Here is a 20105-nt window from a genome sequence, read left to right as displayed (position 1 = left end):
CATGTCAGTACCCGCTCCCAGCGCCGACACCCGCGCCGTCGTCACCGGCGCGTCGCAGAACATCGGCGAGGCGCTGGCCGTCGAGCTCGCCGCCCGCGGGCACCACCTGATCGTCACGGCGCGTCGCGAGGACGTGTTGCGTTCGTTGGCCGACCGGCTCACCGCGCAGTACGGCGTGACCGTCGAGGTGCGCCCGGTGGACCTGGCCGATCCGAGCGAGCGCACCAAATTCTGCGACGAGTTGGCCCCCCGCGACATCTCGATCCTGTGCGCGAACGCGGGTACCGCGACGTTCGGTCCGGTGGCCGCGCTGGACCCGGCTGACGAGAAGGCGCAGGTTCAGCTGAACGTCCTCGGAGTGCACGACCTTGTTCTGGCGGTGCTGCCGGGCATGGTCGAGCGCAAGGCCGGCGGGATCCTGATCTCCGGCTCTGCGGCGGGCAATTCGCCGATCCCGAACAATGCCACGTATGCCGCGACCAAGGCGTTCGTCAACACGTTCAGCGAGTCGCTGCGCGGCGAGTTGAAGAAAGTGGGCGTGCACGTGACTGTGCTCGCGCCGGGCCCGGTGCGCGAGACGCTGCCCTCGGAGGAGGAGCAGTCGCTGGTCGAGAAGCTGATTCCGGATTTCCTGTGGATCTCCACCGAGTACACCGCCAAGCAGTCGCTGGATGGCTTAGAGCGCAACAAGATGCGGGTGGTTCCCGGCGCCACGTCCAAGGCGATGTCGGTGGCAGCGGGCTACACTCCGCGCGCGATCGTCACGCCGATCGTCGGCGCGGTCTACAAGAGGCTCGGCGGCGGCTAGCCGCCTTCCCCGACTGCCGCGAAATAGCATTCCCGGTCGTTGATTCGCCGAATTAACAGCCCAGAACGCTATTTCGGCGCCGAGCCCTAACGCCGGCGGCGGCGCGCGGTGCCGAAGATGCTGCGGGTGATCTCGCGGCCGATCACGGTGCCCGCCGAGCGCATGGCGCTCTTGAACGCCGGGCTGGCCATCACCTGTTCCAGCATCCCGGGCTCGGCGGTGTCGCGGGATCGCACGTCCCCGGACGCGGTCGCTCCGCCGATGTCGACCGGCGGTGGCAGCGAGTCGGCGGAGGGCTCGAGCGGGGCGAGGCGCGCGTTGAGCCGCTCGTAGGCCGACTCGCGGTCGATGGGCTGACCGTATTGCGCCTGCAGCGCACTGGCTTTCGCGGCCGCAGCCATCGCATCGGGGCCGATGGTGTCCATCAGCGACCGGGGTGCGCGCATCCGCGTCCACGCCACCGGTGTCGGCACCCCGTTCTCGGAGAGCACCGTGACGACGGCTTCGCCGATACCGAGTGAAGTCAGCGCCGACTTCAGTTCGTAGACATCGGTTTTCGGGTAGGTGCCGACCGTCTTCGTCAGCGCCTTCTCGTCGTCGGGGGTGAACGCACGAAGAGCGTGCTGGATGCGCGCGCCGAGCTGCGACAGCACGTCCCTGGGGACGTCGGTGGGCAGCTGCGTACAGAAGAAAACGCCGACGCCTTTGGACCGGATCAGCTTGACGGTCTGTTCGACCTGCGCCAGAAACGCTTTCGACGCGTCGGTGAACAGCAGGTGCGCCTCGTCGAAGAAGAACACCAGCTTCGGCTTGTCGACGTCGCCGACCTCGGGCAACGTCGTGAACAGGTCGGCGAGCACCCACATCAGGAAGGTGGAGAACATCACCGGTCGAGCGGCCTGGTCACCGAGTTCGAGCAACGAGATGACGCCGCGGCCGTGCTCGTCGACTCGCACCAGATCGTGCGGTTCGAGTTCGGGCTCGCCGAAGAAGGTGTCGCCGCCATCGGCTTCGAGGTTGACGAGTGCGCGCAGGATCACCCCGGCGGTCGTCGTGGACACCGCGCCGAGCGCCTTGAGATCGGGCTTGCCCTCGTCGCTGGTGAGGTATTGAATCACCGCCCGCAGGTCCTTGGTGTCGAGCAGCGACAGCCCCTTCTGGTCGGCCCAGTGGAAGATCAGCCCGAGCGTCGACTCCTGCGTGGCATTCAGCCCGAGCACCTTTGACAGCAGGATGGGCCCGAAGCTGGAGATGGTTGCGCGGACCGGCACACCGGTGCCGCTCGCGCCGAGCGAAAGAAACTCGACCGGGTAGGCCGTCGGCGTCCAGGTGTCCCCCGTGTCGGCAGCCCGCGCGGTGATCTTGTCGGCAGCCTCGCCGGCGCGTGACAGACCCGACAGGTCGCCCTTCACGTCGGCCATCAAACAGGGCACCCCGGCGGCGGAGAGCTGTTCGGCGAGCACCTGCAGCGACTTCGTCTTGCCGGTACCCGTCGCGCCGGCCACCAGCCCGTGACGGTTGACCGTCGACAACGGAATCCGGACCCGTGCCGTGGGATCACACACCCCGTCGACGACGACGGCGCCCAGCTCCACCGCCGCGCCGTCGACGGCGTAACCTGCGGCGATCCGCTGGGCGGGGCCGGCGGCCGACTCCGTGGTCATGGCTGGCACCCTACTTGGACCCCAGTGACACCGGGCGGGTGAAAGCGCCGGGTTGCCGGTCCAGGGCTTACTGTGAGCGTCGTGCGTGACGAACTGGTATGGATCGACTGTGAGATGACGGGGCTGGATCTGAAGACCGACCGGCTCATCGAGATTGCGGTGCTGGTGACCGACGCCGACCTCAACATCCTGGGCGACGGTTTGGACGTCGTCATCCACGCCGACGACGCGGCCTTGTCGGCGATGATCCCGGTGGTCACCGACATGCACACCAAGTCCGGCCTGATCGAGGAGGTGCGCGCCTCGACCGTCGACGTCGCACAGGCCGAGGAGATGGTGCTCGACTACATCGGCACCCACGTCAAACAGGCCAAGACCGCTCCCCTGGCCGGCAACTCGATCGCCACCGACCGCGGCTTCATCTGCCGTGATATGCCCAAGCTCGACGGATACCTGCACTACCGGATGATCGACGTCAGTTCCATCAAGGAGTTGTGCAGGCGCTGGTATCCCCGCATCTACTTCGGTCAGCCCGAGAAGGGGCTGGCCCACCGTGCCCTCGCCGACATCCACGAGTCGATCCGTGAGCTGCAGTACTACCGGCGTACCGCGTTCGTGCCGGCGCCGGGGCCGTCGACCAGCGACATCGCCGCCATCGCCGAGCAGTTGGCCTCCGCGAACGGCGGATCGCGGGATATGGATTCGGCTGCCGAGCGGTCGAGCGGCTAATATTACGACGCCGCGCACGCGGCAATGGTGGCTGTAGTTCAGTTGGTAGAGCACCAGGTTGTGATCCTGGATGTCGCGGGTTCGAGTCCCGTCAGCCACCCCGACTGAAGACATCGCCCCACCTGCACATTCGCGGGTGGGGCGATGTCGTCGGAGCTCACGCAGTAGACATGCAGTTGCGAACTCTTGTGCGGCCACCACAGGAAGGCCTCATTCTCTCGTCCACCCGAGACAAGCGAACGCCGACGTGCCCACCCGACACTTGTCGGGAACGCGAACCACCTGCATCCGCTTCGCGGAGGAATCGAGTCCACATGTCGTCGTACCTTTCCGGCCTCCTGATCTTTCTGCTGCCCCTTACTCCGGTGCTGATTCCGGCCGGCGTCAGTACTGTGAACGCGGTCAACACAGGCAGAAAGCGGTTGACGCGCCCGGCCGCCTGATAAATTTTCGCTCCCGCGAGTCCACCGGCACGCCCGGTGTTCCGAGACGTCGGGCAGCTGCATGGTTCGGGGCCCATGTGGCGCAACGCATACTCCCCCTGGTCGGGGCGCCGCGGAGCTTCCACCTCGCCGGCCGCCGGGTCGCCCCGCCGGAATGCGTCGAGGTGCCCACCCGACACGGCGATGTCCGGTGCCTGATCTACCGGCCGTACCCGGACGCCCCTCTGGCCCGCGGTGGCGATCGCAGTCCGGTCGACCTACACCTACACGGCGGCGCGTTCATCGTGCGCCACCCGCGGCAAGAGGAGTACGTCGCCGAGTACGTCGCGTCCGAGGTCGGCGCGGTGGTGGTGCTGGCCGACTACGCGACCGCTCCCCAGGCCCAGTATCCCGTGGCCGAACAGCAGTGCTTCGACGTCGCACGCTGGATCCGCGCCGAGGCGCCCGAGCGCGGCTGGGATGCCGCTCGAATGTCGGTGTCGGGCGCAAGCGCAGGCGCAAAGCTGGCGGTCAACGTGTGCCAGCAGGCACACCGCTCCGGTGAAATCGGCCTGCGCGCGGCGGCATTGGCGTTCCCCGTCGTCGATCTCTCCCGCGCCGACCGTACCTCGGTCAAGAGGCGTCCGCGAATATCGCGGCGTGTTCAGCGCCTCGCCATCGACGCCTACGTCGTCGACCCGGGCGTTCGTTGCCAACCGCTGGCATCGCCGGTGTTCGACCCCGACTTGGCCGAGGCCATGCCACCGACGCTGATCATCACCGGCGAGCTCGACACGCTCGGCCCCGAAGGTGAGCACCTCGCTCACGAGCTGGCCGGCCGTGGAGTCATGGTCACCCATCACCGCTTGGCCTCGACCGACCACGGGTTCACCCGATCCGAGGCCGCCACCGCGCACGCGGCGTTGCGGTTGATCGGCGCCCACCTCGTCCGGTTCCTGACATAAGCGGCGCACCGGGCGCTTCTGTCGCGACCGCACAACAGGCGCCGACGGTATTGGCGGGATCGCACGAGAAGCACCGCATGACCCCGCCGTACGTTTTCGACATGCCTAGAAATCGGTCCCGGGTACGAACCGCGAACCTCACCGACAAAGTCGCAGTCATCACCGGCGCCGGCAGTGGCATCGGCCGCGAACTGGCGCTGTCGTGTGCAGCGCGCGGCGCCGACCTGGCCCTGTGCGACATCAACGACAGCGATCTGGCAGACACCGCCGCGACCGCGCGAGGCTTCGGTGCCCGGGTGCTGACCGAGCGCGTCGATGTGTCTGACGCCGAGACGATGTCGCGCTTCGCCCAGGAGACGCTCGACCGTTTCGGTTCGGTCGACCTGTTGATCAACAACGCCGGTGTCGGTCTGGTCGGCGGATTCCTGGATACCAGCGGCAAGGACTGGGACTGGTTGATCGGCGTCAATCTGATGGGTGTGGTGCACGGCTGCAACGCCTTCCTGCCGCCCATGATCGAGGCCGGCCGCGGAGGTCACGTCGTGAATCTGTCGTCGGCCGCCGGTCTACTGGCCAACCCGCAGTTGACCGCTTACAGCGCGACGAAATTCGCGGTGCTGGGGTTGTCTGAGGCGCTGCGCATGGAACTGGCCCCGCACCGCATCGGTGTCACCGCCGTGTGCCCCGGCGTCATCAACACCGCCATCACACAGAACAGCGCTATTCGCGGTGACGGCGACGCCGAGCAACGACGCAACCGGCTGACAGCGACGTATCACAAGCGCGGCTACCCGCCCGAGCGTGTCGCACGCAACATTCTCCGTGCGGTCGACAAGGACCGAGCCGTGGCCCCGATCGCGGCCGAGGCGCATCTGATGTACCTGCTCTCGCGCGCCGCCCCGCCGGTGGCCCGCTGGACCGCCACCCGACTCGCCGAACTTTCGAAGTGATGAGGTATCTGGCATGAAGCTCGAAGGTCGCAGCGTCCTTGTCACAGGTGCCACCGGCGGCATCGGCCGCGCCATCGCCCGTGAAATGGCATCGCGGGGTTGCCTTCTCACGGTCACCGGTCGACGGGAGCCGGAATTGCGCCGGCTGGCCGGCTTGTTGGGTCCGTCCGCGCGCGCGCTGACCGCCGATCTCACCGACCTCGGCGAAGTACGCGATCTGGTGAGCCGAGCTGGTCCGGTGGACGTGCTCGTGGCCAACGCCGGCGTGGGCATTCCGGAGGATCTCGGCATGTTGAGTGACGCACAGATCGAACAGGCGCTCCGCGTCAACCTGTTGGCCCCCGCCGCACTCGCCCGCGCGGTGATGGAGCCGATGCGCGAGCGCGGCCACGGCCACGGCCACATCGTCTTCATCTCGTCGGGCGCCGGACTCATTGCGACACCGGGGAACGGCACCATGTACACGGCCACCAAGTGGGGACTGCGTGGACTCGGGCTGGCTCTCAGACAGGAACTTCGAGGCTCAGGTGTCGGTGTCTCGACCGTCTTCCCCGGACCGGTCCGCGACGCCGGCATGCTGGCCGACACCGGAGTCTCCGTCCCCACACATTTCGGCACCACCTCACCGGAGGATGTCGCCCGCGCGGTGGCCGACGCGGTCGAGCGAGGCAGGGCAGAGACGACCGTCGCGCCGGCCGGGATGCGGATCCTGGTGCGCATCGGCGCGGTGGCACCTCTGTTCATCGGCGACCTCGCGCGGTGGGCAGGGGCGGGGCGGGTCCGCGATGCGATGCTGAACCGGGAGTCGGTCGACTAGGACGTCGGCAGGGCCGAACCGAGTCGGGTTGCGCGCCCGCCGTTTTCGGCCGCCGGTAACGGCGTGGCCGTTGTCTGGTACTCGACTAGGTCGGCGAGCGCCAGTGCGGCGCGGAGTTCGAGGGTGCGCTTGTCGACGGGTCGGTCCAGCAGCTCCTCGGCCTGACGGATCCGGTAGGCGACGGTGTTCTCGTGGACATGCAGCCGCTTGGCGGTTCGGCCGCGGCTGCAGTTCTCGTCGAGAAAGGCGCGCAAGGTGGCGGCGAGCCGGCGGGTGGTTTCGTCCGTCTCGCCGAGCCGACCGAGTTCGCGCCGCACGAACGTTCGCGTCTGTTCGATGTCGACCGTGGCGATGGCGCGCAACGAGACGGCTTGGTATCTGGTCACTGTCCCCACCGGCCGCTGCGCGAGCCGCGCGATCCGTTGCGCTTCGAGCGCTTCGACGTAACTGGACCGCAGGCCCCCCAGCCCGCGGCCGGGCTCGCCGATCGCAACACGGACGCCTGGTGCAGCCGTTGTCCGAATACGTAATTCGTCCAACACCTTTGATGGAACTTCGCTGTGCGAGCTGACCCACGCCGCGACCGACAAGATGCCGAGCGGATACAGCAGCGGGTTCTGGTTGCCGACCGCGGACGCGATGTCGCGGATAGCTGCTTCAAGGATCGCCTGGGTGTTGCGTCCCTCCTCGTGGGTTTCGAGCCAGGCGATGGCGGCGACGTGCCAGCGGCGGACTTCGTGGCGCAAGCGGCGGGTGGCCACGTCGGTGTCGATGGGTTGGCCGGCGAGGATCGTCGTGATCGTATCCACTTGACTGGCCGCTGCGCTGCGTATCCAGCGGTCGCGCTCGACGGCGTAGACCTGCTCGGCCTGACACAAGGCGGCGTCGACGTAGGCGAACATCCACGCCGACCCCAACTCCGCGGCCAGTTTGCGATCGTCGGCGTTGCTCGCGTGCGCATCGAGTATCTCGCTGAAGCAGCGCGCGGTTGCAGCGTGGGCGAGTCGATAGCTGCGCATCAAGGTGGTCAGTTCGACGCCGTGTTGTGCGCCGTCGCGGGCATAAGCGAGAGTCGGTGCGGGAAGATCGGCGGCACCGGCCGGGTCGGCTCCGTCCATCAGCACCGCGGCGAAATCTCGGATGCTGGCCTCGGTGCTCGAGCGGTTGACCTCGAGCGCCTCTGCACTGGCGAGCAGCTCGGGCAGCCGCGCGCTGGTGTGCTCGTTGGCCACGGCGGCGATCTCCGCGGCGCGCTCGGCGAGCTCGGCGGCCGCCGGCCGCAGCACCGTCGCCCATACGCGGCGCTCGTCGTCACGCTGGACACCGTCCCAGCTCGGCTCCATGATCTGCACGGTAGCGCCGCGGGTCCAAGAGTAGTGCGGATATTCGACAACAGCCGGACATGGTGTTGGCGTTGGCGGACAAGAGAAGGTGGGGTCTTCTCGCAGACCATCAATGCATGCGACAACTGACCAGCCTCGACACTCAGTTCCTGGCCATGGAGAACGATCGGGTGCAGGGGCACGTCAGCGTCCTCGGAGTCTACGACGCCCATACCGATTCGGGCCGCCCACTCGATGCAGCGCTGGTCCGTGAGTTGATCAGCCGACGACTGCACCTGCTGCCCACATTCCGCTGGCGGCTGGCACAGGTGCCGCTGTCCCTCGACTACCCATACTGGGTCGACGACGGCACCTTCGACATCGAGTATCACGTCCGGGAACTCGCGCTGCCGGCGCCCGGGAGCGACCGACAGCTCGCCGAACAGGTGGCCCGGATCATCGGCCGCCAGCTCGACCGGGCGCGCCCACTGTGGGAGGTCTACGTCATCGGGGGACTCGACGATGGCCGGGTGGCCGTGCTGACCAAGATGCATCACGCCGCTGTCGACGGGGTGTCGGGCGCCGAGGTCATGAGCATCCTGCTCGACGACACCACCGGCCGCGAAGGCGATCCGGCACCCCCGGTGGTCGCCGAGCCGTTCCCCTCCGATATCCAGATGCTCGGCCGCGGGCTGATCGGCCTGATGTGCCAGCCGCTGCGGGTGATGCGCGCGGGTCCGACCGCGCTGCCGCACCTCGACGACGTCCCGACCATCCGGCACCTACCTGGCGTGAAGCTCGTCGCGCGCACCAGCCGGGCGATCAAGCGCGCGTTGCCGGCCCCGTCCGACGCGCAGCCGGCACCGAGCAGCGACATCACCGCGCCCCGCACCAGATTTCAGGCGCGGGTGTCCCCGCACCGCCGCGTTGCGTTCGGGTCGCTGTCGCTGCGCGACGTCAAGGTGATCAAGAACACCTTCGATTGCACCGTCAACGACGTCGTAATCGCGATCTGCACCTCGGGACTGCGCTGCTGGCTGGCCGAGCGCGGCGAACTGCCCGACGAGCCACTCGCCGGCTTCGTGCCGATGTCGGTGCGGACTCCCGAGCAGAAGGGCACCTTCGGCAATCGGGTGTCGGTGTTGCTCACCGAGCTCCCGACGGATGAGGCCAACCCAGTACAGCGGTTGGCCCGCATCAGCGACGCGATGCGGGCGGCGAAGGAGCGTCACCGCGCGTTGCCGGCGTCGTTGTTGCAGGACGCCAACCACTTCATCCCGCCCGCCCTGCTGGCCCAAGCCGCCCGCGCAACCTCGCGGTTGGCGGGTGTGCGCGGGCTGAATCAGCCCGCGAACGTGATGATTTCGAACGTTCCCGGTCCGTCGACTCCGCTGTATCTGGGTGGCGCCCGCCAGAACGCCCAATTCCCGGTTTCCGGTGTGCTGGACGGCATCGGCATCAACATCACCGTGATGAGCTACCAGGACTCGCTCGAGTTCGGCATCGTCGTCGACCGCGAACTGGTCGACGATGCCTGGCCGATTCTCGACGCCCTACGCGCCGGACTGGCCGAACTCGTCGACCTCGCCTCCGCGAACACCGCACCACCGCCCGTCACTCCCCTCCACGCCAAGGCGTCGACCCGTAGGAAGGCCACCCCATGAACGCCGACATCGCCAGCAGCAGCATGGACCACCATCAGCTCACACTGACCGACATCGTCGAGCGGGCCGAGCGGTTCCACACCGGTCAGGGCGTGATCTCGCGTCGGCCATCCGGTGCGGTCAGCAGAACGACCTTCGGTGAATGCGCCACGCGCGCACATCGACTCGCGGGTGCGCTGCGGTCGCTGGGCATCGGCGACGGGGACCGGGTCGCCACGCTGATGTGGAACCAGAGCGAGCACCTAGAACTGTACTTCGCGGTGCCGGCGATGGGGGCGGTCATCCACACCCTCAACCCGCGGCTGTTCCCCGACGAACTGGGCTTCATCGTCAACGACGCCGCGGACAAGGTGATCGTCGTCGACGAGTCGCTGCTCGAGGTATTCGAGAGCTTCCGCGCCACACATGATTTCGCGCATGTCATCGTCGTAACGCACACCGGTGAGGCACCCGCGGGAACGCGGGACTACGAGTCGCTGCTGGCGAGCGCCGAGCCGGTCGAGTGGCCTGCGCTGGATGAGCGTCAGCCGGCGGCGATGTGCTACACCTCCGGCACGACCGGCCGACCCAAGGGCGTCGTGTACTCCCACCGCGCCCTGGTGCTGCACTCGCTCGTCGCCGCACTGCCCGACCAGCTGGCGGTATCCGCCAGGGACACCGTGCTTCCCGTCGTGCCGATGTTCCACGCCAACGCGTGGGGCCTGCCGTACGCCGCCGCTCTGGCGGGCGCCCGGCTGGTGTTGCCAGGTCCGCACCTGGATCCCGAGAGCGTGCTGGACCTGTGTGCGGAAGAGCACGTCACGATGGCCGCGGGCGTTCCCACGGTGTGGATGGGCATGCTCGCGGCTCTCGACGCCGAGCCCACCCGATGGAAGTTGCCCGAGCTGGACCGGCTGATCGTCGGAGGTGCGGCGGTGCCGCGGTCGATGTTCGAGGGTTTCGACCGCCACGGGCTGACCGTCGTACAGGCGTGGGGAATGACCGAGACCGCCCCCCTGGGCGCGGTCTGCCGGCCGCCGGGACATCTGGACTCGTGCGAACAGGACGAGCGGTACGCCTACCGCACCCGCCAAGGCGTCGCCAGCCCGTTCTTCGACATCCGTGCCCGCGACGACAACGGCGAGACCATCGCCTGGGACGACGCGGCCATGGGTGAACTCGAGGTGCGCGGACCCTGGGTGGCCGCCGGCTACCACGGCGGCCGGGGTGCAGAGAACTTCACCGACGACGGCTGGTTCCGCACCGGCGACGTGGTGCGCATCGATCCGCGCGGCTGCATCCGCATCTGCGACCGCTCCAAGGACCTCGTCAAGTCCGGCGGTGAGTGGATCTCCTCGGTCGACCTGGAGAACCAGCTGATGTCGCACCCTTCGGTCGCCCAGGCGGCCGTGATCGCCGTGCCCGACGACCGTTGGGGCGAGCGCCCACTCGCCGTCGTGGTGCTGCGGGACGGTGCCGGGGCATCGGCGGAAGAACTGCGCGAACACCTCGCCCAGGAGTTCGCCAAGTGGCAACTGCCCGATCGCTTCGAGTTCATCGCAGCGCTTCCGTGCACCGCCACCGGCAAGTTCAAGAAATCCGAGCTGCGAACGATGTTCGCGACCACCTGATAGGAACCGAAATGAAACGCTTCGACATCACCCAGACCAACCGCGCCGTGGAGCGCCTGATCGAGACGACGGACAACCCACGCCATCGTTATCTGCTGCACGCCTACAACCGGCACCGCTACCTGGAGATGGCAGGCCGCTACCAGGAGATCTTCGCACCCGACATGACCGTCGAGGACCCCGTCTACCACTTCACCATGCTGGGCAAGACCCTCACGCTCGAGGGCGCCGAGGCGGTCAAGGCCGTTTATCACGAGTGGTCGGCGTCCGCGCAGTGCATCTTCTACGCCGAGGACGAGAAGCTGGCGGTCAGCGACCACATGATCGTGTCCACGGCGCTGATCTATCAGCAGACACCGGGTCACGTGCTGGCGGCCGAGGGCGTCGCAGTGGACCCTGACGACTACTACCTGGTGAAGACGGCCGAGCACATGATCTGGCCGTACGACGACCGGGGCCGGCTGATCGGCGAGGACGTCTGGGAGTACGACGACACGGTGCGCGAGATCATCCCGTTGCACCCCGCTGACGTCCTCAACGCCGAGCAGTCGGCCAAGCTGCTGGATCCTCTGATCAAGCCGCTACCGTCACACAATCCCTTCATCGACCGACACGCGAATGCCACGTGACTTCTCTACAGTGACAACGCACGCGCATGCGGCGAAGGGACGAAGATGACCAACGATGTCGTGGCTCCGAAACTGCCCGGCGGTGAGACCCTGCCGTTCGCACCCGTGCCCTCGGCGAGTGTCGCCGGACGCACACTGCAGGAGTCCACATACGCCCAGCGCGTCGTCCCGCGGCGCCTGGGCGACGGAGCGCCCAACGTGGTGATCGTGCTGATCGACGATGCGGGTCCGGGTCTGCCGACGACGTTCGGCGGTGAGGTCCGCACCGACACCATGGACCGCATCTGCTCGGAGGGTTTGTCCTACAACAGGTTCCACACCACCGCGATGTGCTCACCCACCCGGGCGTCGCTGTTGACCGGGCGCAACCACCACGAGATCGGCAACGGCCAGATCGCCGAGTTGGCCAACGACTGGGACGGCTACGCCGGCAAGATCCCGCGCAGCAGCGCGACGATGGCCGAGGTACTCAAACAGTACGGCTACGCCACGTCGGCGTTCGGCAAGTGGCACAACACCCCGGCCGAGGAGACGACGGCCGCCGGTCCATTCGAGAATTGGCCCACCGGGCTGGGATTCGAGTACTTCTACGGCTTCCTCGCCGGCGAGGCATCGCAGTACGAACCGCATCTGGTACGCAACACCACGGTGGTCGCTCCCCCGAAGACGCCGGAGGAGGGCTACCACATGTCCGAGGATCTGGCCGACGACGCCATCGGCTGGCTGCGCCGCCACAAGGCGTTCAACACCGACAGGCCGTTTTTCATGTACTGGGCCAGCGGTTGCCTGCATGGCCCGCACCACATCATGAAGGAGTGGGCCGACCGCTACGCCGGCCAGTTCGACGACGGCTGGGACGCCTACCGCGAGCGGGTGTTCGCCCGCGCCAAGGGGAAGGGCTGGATTCCACAGGACTGCCGACTCACCGAGCGCGACCCCGCGCTGGCCTCCTGGGAGAGCATCCCCGACGACGAGAAACCCTTCCAACGCCGACTGATGGAGGTGGCGGCCGGGTACGCCGAGCACGTCGACGTGCAGGTCGGCCGCATCGCCGACGAGCTCGACCGACTGGGATACGGGGAGAACACGCTCTTCTTCTACATCTGGGGCGACAACGGTTCATCCGGCGAGGGGCAGAACGGCACCATCGCAGAACTGCTGGCGCAGAACGGCATTCCGACCACCGTCCGCCAGCACATCGACACCCTCGAACAGCTGGGCGGCCTGGACGTGCTGGGGTCGCCGCTGGTTGACAACCAGTACCACGCGGCATGGGCGTGGGCGGGCAGCACGCCGTACAAGGGAATGAAACTGTTGGCATCGCATCTCGGCGGCACCCGCAACCCGATGGCGGTCAAGTGGCCTGCCAAGGTCGAGCCCGACCCAACTCCTCGCGACGTGTTCCTTCACTGCAACGACATCGTCCCTACCGTCTACGACATCATCGGCATCGTCGCGCCGCGCACCGTCAACGGAGAACCGCAGATCCCGATAGCCGGGGCGAGCTTCGCCCAGACGCTGGTCGACCGCGCCGCGCCCGGTGGGAAGCCGACCCAGTACTTCGAGATCATGGGCAGCCGGGCGATCTACCACGACGGCTGGCTCGCGTCCGCGCGCGGTCCTCGGCTGCCGTGGGTGCCCGGTGCGCCCGAGGGCATCGAGTCGTGGACTCCCGACGACGACCAGTGGGAGCTCTACCACCTCGACGAAGACTGGTCGCAGTCAACGGACCTCGCCGAGCAGCACCCCGACAAGCTGGGCCAGATGCGGGAGATGTTCGCGATCGAGGCCGCCCGGAACTCGGTGCTGCCCGTCGGCGGCGGGCTGTGGGTCCCCGTCTATCACCCCGAGTTACGCATCGCGCCGCCCTACCGGGAATGGGAGTTCTCCGGCGACACCGTCCGGATGCCCGAATTCTGTGCACCCGCATTGGGAAACAAGAACAACACGGTGACCATCGAAGCCGATCTGCCCGAAAGCGCCAACGGCGTGCTGTACGCACTCGGGGCGGCCGCCGGCGGGCTGACGTGTTACCTGGACGAGGGTCACCTGTGCTACGAGTACAACCTGTTCATCCTGCAGCGCACCAAGATTCGCTCGACAACAAAGCTGCCCGCCGGGCCCGCGACGATTATCGTCGAGACGCACTACGCCGAGCAGCGCCCAGGCGGCCCGCTTGCCGTCACGCTGCGGGTCGACGGTGTGGTGGTAGGGCAGGCACAGGTACCCGTCAGCGCACCGCTGCTTTTCACCGCCAACGACTGCCTCGACATCGGGATATGTCTGGGATCGCCCGTCTCGCTGGATTACCGCGAGCGGGCCCCCTTCCCCTTCGAGGGGCACATCCACGGCGTCCACGTCGCGTACACGTGAGCCGCGACTCCCGCACTTCCGCACCAGCGCTCCTTCGCGATTGCTCTTTGCGCAATGCTGGTCGGCATTGGCTGAGCCGCTGCTAGAAGTGGCTGACGGCGTTTTCACGCATTGCGATCAGTCCCCCGCGCGGGTTCGAGTCCCGTCAGCCACCCGGACGGCAACGGGCCCGCACGTAATGTGCGGGCCCGTTTCTCGTCGACGCGTCAGAGGGCATCAAAGGTTGGCGTTACCGGCCTTCCACTGGTCCCACGGGATGTTCCAGTCGCCGAGACCGTCGGTGCCCGGCAGCGTGGACCCGACGGTGTTGACGATCTGCACCACGTCGCCGCGCTTGGAATTGTTGTAGAACCACTGCCCATTGCTGGTACTGACGTTGATGCAGCCGTGGCTGACGTTGCTGTAGCCCTGGCTGCCCACCGACCACGGCGCGGCGTGCACGTAGATCCCGCTGTAAGAGATCTGCGTGGCCCAACTGACTTCGGTGCGGTAGCCGTTGGCCGAGTTGGTCGGCACGCCGTAGGTCGAGGAATCCATGATCATGAACGACCGCCGGTCCCCCACGAGGTAGGTGCCGTTGTTGGTGGGCGTGCTGTTCTTGCCCATCGACACCGGCATGGTCTTGATCACCTCACCGTTGCGGGTCACCGTGAGCGTCTTGGTGCTGTCGTCAACGGTCGTGATGACCTCGTCGCCGATGGTGAAGCTGGTCTTGACGTTGTCCTGGCCGAACAGGCCGTCGCCCAGATCCACGCCGTAGGTGTTGACCGCGACATCGACCTTGGTGCCGGGCTTCCAATACGCGGCCGGGCGCCAGCGCACCTCCTGGTTGTTCAACCAGTAGAAGGCGCCCTCGACCGGCGGCTCGGTGGTGATCTTTATCGCCTTCTGCGCGGCCACCCGGTTCGGGATGTTCTCGTCGAAGCGGATAGCGACCGGCTGGCCGACGCCGACGACCTCGCCGTCGTTGGGCAGGACGTACGGCATCGTCAGGTTCTCGGGCGAATGCGTCTCGAAGGTCATCTTGCGGCTGGTCGCGCCGCCGAGGCCGAGCGACTCCGCGGTCACCGTGTAGCTCTTGTTGTAGCCGAGCGGCTCGGTGGTCGACCACGTCAGGCCGTCACGGCTCAGCACACCGTCGACCGGTTCGCCGTTTTCGTTGACCATGCTCACTGCACCCAGCACCCCGTCCTCGGCACTGACGGTCACCGGCGAGTCCACGCTGACGCCGACGGCGCCATCGGTCACCGACGCCGTGAGCTTGGGCACGAGCAGGTCGCCGAACGGCGTTCCCTTGTCCGCTATGACCTGCGGTTGAGTCGGCTCGCCGCTGCCGCCGCAGGCGGACAGGCCCAACATCACGGCGGGGATAAGCGCTAGGGCCGCCCATCGCACGCGTCGACGCTGACGGGCCACTGAACGGACTCGCCACATAATTAACTCCACCTCGCAGACGGGAACAAATACGATTTCTGGCAACAGTCTAAGGGCAATTTCGACCTCGGGTGTGACGACCGCGTCACTGCCCGCGCTCGGCCGGGCTCGGATTTCACCCAGTGCCAAGGGGCCTGTTATTGTCGCACACGCGCGCCGTTAGCTCAGTTGGTAGAGCAGCTGACTCTTAATCAGCGGGTCCGGGGTTCGAAACCCTGACGGCGCACCACGACCTCCTTCTCGGTCGGCTCACGCGGCCGGGCGCAGCCTGAGCCAATCACCTTTGCGGGTTCTTTTCCCTGGATCGGGGACCAAATAACCCTATCGTTGCCGCTTGCTTTGCCGTAAATTACCGCAGGTGATCCTGCTCCCGGCGGCGAAAGTGTGCTGAAATCGACACTTGCGTGCATTATTGCTTCGGCATTCGCCTCGATGAACCGTTGCGGAAGCGAACCGTGCTGACGACGATCGCCGTTTCCAGCTGCTGCGAAGCGGGTAGCTCTGCTAGAGTGCTATTAGCTGAAACAGCGGCTGCCCGCGCAGGGGCAGCGGGGTATCAAGGGGAACGGGGACTTAGCTGATGGCGCAGAGTCCTGAGCCGTTTACGACTGATGCACTCAGGGAAGTTTCGTACGCCGAGGTAACTACGCAGAACCTCGTGGCGGTTTACGCCTGCGGCAGGATCGGCCGGATCGCCAACCCGCCCACCTTCTCGTTGACCGACTGGTTCCGCACCGCCCGGCGCCGCCGCGCGGACCGCCTCAACGCCGCCTGACTCGTCGCACGATCAGCACGAACACAACCGCGCCCACGCCGGCAAGCGACGCCGCGACGGCCGGTTTCTTGACGAATCGCATCGCCGCAGACTTGGCGTCTTCGGCCAGCCGGCTGGGATTGGCGCGCTCGGCCAGCGTGTCCACCGTCGACGCGAGTTGCTCCCGCGCTTGATCGATCTCCCGCTTGATGGTGTCGGGATCGCGGTCCGCCACGTGCGCCTCCAAGCCGCTTCGGTGTCGCTGCTCCCGGACGGAGCCTGCCGATCTACCCTAAAGCAGCCTGCGCTCCAAGCAGCGCACCGGTCGACAAGAAGGGATGGCCGCGCGTGCCAGAGACTCCGCGACTCGAGGTCGGCGACAAAGCTCCGCCGTTCAGCCTGCCCGACGCCGACGGCAATCCCGTGAAGCTCTCCGACTACCGGGGCCGAAAGCTCGTCGTCTACTTCTACCCGGCCGCCTCGACGCCCGGCTGCACCAAACAGGCGTGCGCCTTTCGCGACAGCTTGAGCGAGCTCAACGACGCAGGGATCGACGTCGTCGGCATCTCCCCCGACAAGCCGGAGAAGTTGGCCAAGTTCCGCGACAACGAGAAGCTGACGTTCCCACTGCTGTCGGACCCCGATCGCGAGGTGCTTACCGCCTGGGGTGCTTTCGGGGAGAAGACGATGTACGGCAAGACCGTTCAGGGCGTGATTCGCTCGACGTTCGTGGTCGACGAGAAGGGGAAGATCGCCCACGCGCAGTACAACGTCAAAGCCGCCAACACGGCGTCGTTCATCGTCAAGAAGGTCCTGACGCCCTCGGCGTCAGACTAACGTCGGCGGCCGGCCCGTCATCGATGCGCCCGGCGTCAAGTCGTTGCGGCGTCCCGCAATTGGGCGTACGCCGCTTCGATTGCGTTGCCGAGTCCGGTGATATCCGGCAACGCCGTGGGATCGGTGCACAGGCCGATTCCCATGTCGCCGGCGTAGGAGATCGCGCTTATCCGCAACGCGTGGTGGGCGGCCGGCTCGGACGACGAGAACAGATGTCGCACCCCGCGGCCCAGGACCCGCACCGTCTCCCGCGGCCCCGGCACGTTCGAGATCGACACGTCGAACTCGTGCGCGCTGCCGGCGAGACGGTTCGCCACCGAACCGATGTGCTTCATCCGTCCCAGCGCGTGGAACAGTTCGAACATCTCGTCGGCGTCGTCGAGCTGCTTTCGCCGACGGGTCTCGGCGCTGATCCGGTCCAGCCGTGCCAGTGGGTCGGCCTGGTCGAGCGGCAGATCGATGTTGAGAAACGAGTCGCGGTTGCCAGCCTCGGCGGTGTCCTCGTCACGATGGTGCAGGCTGACCGGGATCTGCGCACGCAGAGTCCGCCCCGCCGACGCACCAAGCCAGGTCTGTAACCCGCCCGCGACGGTGGCCAGCAGCACATCGTTGACCGTGGCACGGGTGGGCCTGCCGGCGCCGATCTCCTTGAGCTCGGCAAGCGGCGCCACCGCGAAGGCCAGCTCGCGCGCGATCGTCACCGGCCGGTCAAGCGGAGCGCGTCCCCCCGGGTGAACCAATTCGCGAAGGACGGCGCCAGGCATTCGACGGACCTCGGTCAGCCGAGCCGGTTGCGCGGGCTCCCGCAGACCGGGCCGCGATCCCGCCGTCTGATCGAGGTGGGAATCGAAGAGCACATCGTTCAGGAATCGGACGCCCGCGATCCCGTCGGCCATCGCGTGGTGGATGCGCGCCGCTATTGCTTCCCGGCCATCCGCCAACCGGCCGATCACGTCGAAGGTCCACAGCGGACGGCCGCGGTCGAGGTGCTCGGACATGAGCGCACTGACGATGCGCCATAGGTCTTCGGTCGAAACACATTGTGGCGCAGCGGGTCGCCGGACATGGTCGCGGATGTCGAAGTCGGCAGCGGAAACCCAATGCGGCTCGGCCCCGGTGGTGTCCACGCGGTGAGTCGCCCGCGGCTGGCCCGACAGCCGCTCGGAGACGGAGGCGCGCAAGGCGTCGATGTCGAGCGCGCCGTCGCCGGGTTCGAGAACGACGAGTTTGAGGGTGTGGCCGGCGATCGACGCCGACTCCAGATTCAGGATGCGGGCGTCATCCGCCGACAGACGGTCCGGATCGTCGTGATCGTCACGCACGGTGTTGGGCCAGTCGCGCCAGCAGCAACGCCTCGGAAACGGCCGCCCGCTCCAGCACGCCCAGATGCAGGCTTTCGTTGACACTGTGCGCTTGGGTCGCAGGATCCTCCACCCCCGTCACCAGGATCTTGGCCGACGGGAACGCCGCGGCGAACTCGGCGATGAACGGGATCGAGCCCCCGACCCCGGTGTCGACGGGATCGACACCCCAGCCCTCGCGGAAGGCCGACCTGGCGGCGTCGTAGACCGGCCCACTGGTGTCGATGGCGTACGGCTGACCGAGATCACCTGGCGTCACGCTCACGTGGGCTCCCCACGGCGCATGCTGTTCCAGGTGACGGGTCAGCGCCTTCATATGCTCGGCGGCGTCACCGTCGGGCGCCACGCGCATGCTGACCTTGGCCCTGGCGCGCGGGATCAGCGTGTTCGACGACTTGTCGATGGGCGTGGTGTCGATGCCGATCACGGTGATCGCGGATTTCGCCCATAATCGTTGCGGCACAGTGCCCGTGCCGATCGGAGACACGCCGTCGAGCAGTCCGGCCTCCTCGCGCACCCGCTGAAGCGGATAGTCGACATCGGCGGCCGTGCCTTGGTGCACACCCGCCACCGCGACGTTGCCGTCGTCGTCGTGAAGGCTGGCCAGCAGGCGTACGAGCACACTGAGCGCATCGGGCACGACCCCGCCCCACAGCCCGGAGTGCAGACCGTGATCGAGCGTGGCGACCTCGACGATGCAGTCGGCCAACCCGCGCAGCGACACCGTCAGCGACGGCACCTCGGTGCTCCAGTTGTCGGAGTCGGCGATGACGATCACGTCGGAGGCCAGTGCGTCACGGTGAGCGGCCAACAGTCGCGACAGCGACGGTGAACCCGACTCCTCCTCGCCTTCGACGAAGACCGTGACGCCGACCGGCGGGTTGCCCCCGTGCGCCCGGAAAGCTGCCAGATGCGTTGCGATTCCGGCCTTGTCATCGGCAGTGCCGCGGCCGTACAGCCGGCCGTCGCGCTCGGTCGGCTCGAACGGCGGCGAGTTCCATTGCGCCGGGTCGCCCTCTGGCTGCACGTCGTGATGCGCATAGAGCAGCACCGTCGGCGCCCCCGGCGGTGCGGGGTGCCGGGCGATGACCGCGGGCGCCCCGCCTTCGCTGACGATCTGCACGTCGCCAAAGCCCGCCTCGGTCAACAGCCTGGCCGTCGCGTCGGCGCTGCGCTGCACTTCACTGCGGCGGGCCGGGTCGGCCCACACCGACTCGATGCGCACGAGGTGCTCGAGATCGCGCCGGACCACGGGCAGCACCTCACGAACCCGCTCGACGAGGTCATCCATCACACCGACGCTAGCCGCGAAACCGTATTCCGGCAGGCCTCCACTCGCACTTTCTCGGCTGCGACGCAGTTTCGCGAAGTTACCGTTCCTCGAGGATGGCGACCGCCGCCGCGGTGTCGGCCTCGTGGGTCAGCGACAGGTGGATCGTCACGTCGCTCAGGTGCTCGGCGATCGCGCCGGACAGCCGCACCTTCGGCCTCCCCCACATGTCGGTGATGACCTCGATGTCGCGGTGGATGCCCTCGGGCAGCATCGGCCGTTTGGCGAACCGCGAACCCGACCACGCCTTGATGACTGCCTCCTTGGCCGCCCAGCGCGCCGCGAGATGGCGCGCCGCCGAAGAACTCGCATCGGCGGCGTGGCGCCGCTCGCCGGGGGTGAACGTCTCGGAGAACACCGTGCCGGGCTGGTCGACCTGTTCGGCGAAGTCGGGAATGAAGACCAGGTCGATCCCCACTCCGACAATCGCCATGGA

At 67.3% G+C, this 20105-nt stretch carries 17 protein-coding genes and 2 tRNA genes; 12 read left to right on the top strand and 7 right to left on the bottom strand.

Annotated elements, in window-relative coordinates; translation table 11 throughout:
* The first annotated feature begins 1 nt into the window (after position 1).
* Positions 2-808, top strand: a complete 807-nt coding sequence (gene cmrA, locus K3G64_RS16815; protein ID WP_238885928.1) for a mycolate reductase — start codon at positions 2-4, stop codon at positions 806-808.
* A gap of 86 nt (positions 809-894) precedes the next feature.
* Here cmrA and K3G64_RS16810 read toward each other — a convergent pair whose 3' ends face one another.
* Positions 895-2472 carry a helicase HerA-like domain-containing protein gene (locus K3G64_RS16810; protein ID WP_238885927.1) on the bottom strand — a complete coding sequence of 526 codons (1578 nt, stop codon included), beginning with the start codon at positions 2470-2472 and terminating at the stop codon, positions 895-897.
* An 81-nt stretch (positions 2473-2553) separates the two neighbouring features.
* Here K3G64_RS16810 and orn point away from each other — a divergent pair, with 81 nt between their 5' ends.
* From orn to K3G64_RS16785, 5 genes are all read left to right on the top strand, one after another.
* Positions 2554-3201: an oligoribonuclease gene (gene orn / locus K3G64_RS16805; RefSeq protein WP_238885925.1), complete on the top strand. Its 648-nt coding sequence runs from the start codon at positions 2554-2556 to the stop codon at positions 3199-3201.
* A 27-nt stretch (positions 3202-3228) separates the two neighbouring features.
* Positions 3229-3301, top strand: a tRNA-His gene (locus K3G64_RS16800).
* Between the two features lie 420 nt (positions 3302-3721).
* Entirely contained in the window at positions 3722-4588 is an 867-nt protein-coding gene (locus K3G64_RS16795) for an alpha/beta hydrolase fold domain-containing protein (RefSeq protein WP_238885923.1), read from the top strand.
* A gap of 101 nt (positions 4589-4689) precedes the next feature.
* On the top strand, positions 4690-5538 hold the full coding sequence (locus K3G64_RS16790) for an SDR family NAD(P)-dependent oxidoreductase (RefSeq protein ID WP_238885922.1): 849 nt from the start codon (positions 4690-4692) through the stop codon (positions 5536-5538).
* Positions 5539-5551: 13 nt separating this feature from the next.
* The gene (locus K3G64_RS16785) at positions 5552-6355 is read left to right on the top strand and encodes an SDR family NAD(P)-dependent oxidoreductase (RefSeq protein WP_238885920.1); all 804 of its coding nucleotides are present in this window, start codon (positions 5552-5554) and stop codon (positions 6353-6355) included.
* On the opposite strand, the gene K3G64_RS16780 is transcribed toward K3G64_RS16785, so the two are convergent.
* The gene (locus K3G64_RS16780; RefSeq protein WP_238885918.1) at positions 6352-7698 is read right to left on the bottom strand and encodes a PucR family transcriptional regulator; all 1347 of its coding nucleotides are present in this window, start codon (positions 7696-7698) and stop codon (positions 6352-6354) included. The genes K3G64_RS16785 and K3G64_RS16780 overlap by 4 nt on opposite strands.
* 116 nt (positions 7699-7814) lie before the next feature.
* Here K3G64_RS16780 and K3G64_RS16775 point away from each other — a divergent pair, with 116 nt between their 5' ends.
* From K3G64_RS16775 to K3G64_RS16760, 4 genes are read left to right on the top strand one after another with little or no spacing between them, the layout of a single operon-like run.
* Positions 7815-9341 carry a WS/DGAT/MGAT family O-acyltransferase gene (locus K3G64_RS16775; RefSeq protein ID WP_238885916.1) on the top strand — a complete coding sequence of 509 codons (1527 nt, stop codon included), beginning with the start codon at positions 7815-7817 and terminating at the stop codon, positions 9339-9341.
* A complete protein-coding gene (locus K3G64_RS16770; protein WP_238885914.1) occupies positions 9338-10951 on the top strand; it encodes a long-chain fatty acid--CoA ligase in 1614 nt (537 codons plus the stop codon). Before K3G64_RS16775 ends, K3G64_RS16770 begins: the two co-directional genes overlap by 4 nt.
* Positions 10952-10962: 11 nt before the next feature.
* Positions 10963-11580: a hypothetical protein gene (locus K3G64_RS16765; RefSeq protein ID WP_238885912.1), complete on the top strand. Its 618-nt coding sequence runs from the start codon at positions 10963-10965 to the stop codon at positions 11578-11580.
* 45 nt (positions 11581-11625) lie between these two features.
* Positions 11626-13953: an arylsulfatase gene (locus K3G64_RS16760; RefSeq protein WP_238885910.1), complete on the top strand. Its 2328-nt coding sequence runs from the start codon at positions 11626-11628 to the stop codon at positions 13951-13953.
* Positions 13954-14169: 216 nt separating this feature from the next.
* On the opposite strand, the gene K3G64_RS16755 is transcribed toward K3G64_RS16760, so the two are convergent.
* Positions 14170-15387, bottom strand: coding sequence for a L,D-transpeptidase (locus K3G64_RS16755; protein ID WP_238885908.1), 1218 nt, complete (start codon positions 15385-15387; stop codon positions 14170-14172).
* A gap of 153 nt (positions 15388-15540) precedes the next feature.
* Between K3G64_RS16755 and K3G64_RS16750 the strand changes: the two genes are divergently transcribed.
* Positions 15541-15616 (top strand) — tRNA-Lys (locus tag K3G64_RS16750).
* Between the two features lie 532 nt (positions 15617-16148).
* On the opposite strand, the gene K3G64_RS16745 is transcribed toward K3G64_RS16750, so the two are convergent.
* Complete coding sequence (locus tag K3G64_RS16745) at positions 16149-16376, bottom strand: DUF3618 domain-containing protein (protein WP_238885906.1); 228 nt, start codon at positions 16374-16376, stop codon at positions 16149-16151.
* Positions 16377-16489: 113 nt separating this feature from the next.
* On the opposite strand from K3G64_RS16745, the gene bcp reads away from it, so the two are divergent.
* Entirely contained in the window at positions 16490-16978 is a 489-nt protein-coding gene (gene bcp / locus K3G64_RS16740) for a thioredoxin-dependent thiol peroxidase (protein WP_238885905.1), read from the top strand.
* Between the two features lie 35 nt (positions 16979-17013).
* Here bcp and K3G64_RS16735 read toward each other — a convergent pair whose 3' ends face one another.
* The 3 genes from K3G64_RS16735 to acpS form a co-directional block, all read right to left on the bottom strand.
* Complete coding sequence (locus tag K3G64_RS16735; protein WP_238885904.1) at positions 17014-18300, bottom strand: wax ester/triacylglycerol synthase domain-containing protein; 1287 nt, start codon at positions 18298-18300, stop codon at positions 17014-17016.
* Positions 18293-19630: a dipeptidase gene (locus K3G64_RS16730; RefSeq protein ID WP_238885902.1), complete on the bottom strand. Its 1338-nt coding sequence runs from the start codon at positions 19628-19630 to the stop codon at positions 18293-18295. Before K3G64_RS16730 ends, K3G64_RS16735 begins: the two co-directional genes overlap by 8 nt.
* Positions 19631-19709: 79 nt before the next feature.
* On the bottom strand, positions 19710-20102 hold the full coding sequence (gene acpS / locus K3G64_RS16725; RefSeq protein WP_238885900.1) for a holo-ACP synthase AcpS: 393 nt from the start codon (positions 20100-20102) through the stop codon (positions 19710-19712).
* Positions 20103-20105: the final 3 nt, after the last annotated feature.

Source organism: Mycobacterium sp. IDR2000157661, from assembly GCF_022317005.1.
Taxonomy (GTDB): domain Bacteria; phylum Actinomycetota; class Actinomycetes; order Mycobacteriales; family Mycobacteriaceae; genus Mycobacterium.
Note: the sequence above shows the minus strand (reverse complement) of the source record. Positions and strands in the feature narration are given on the sequence as shown.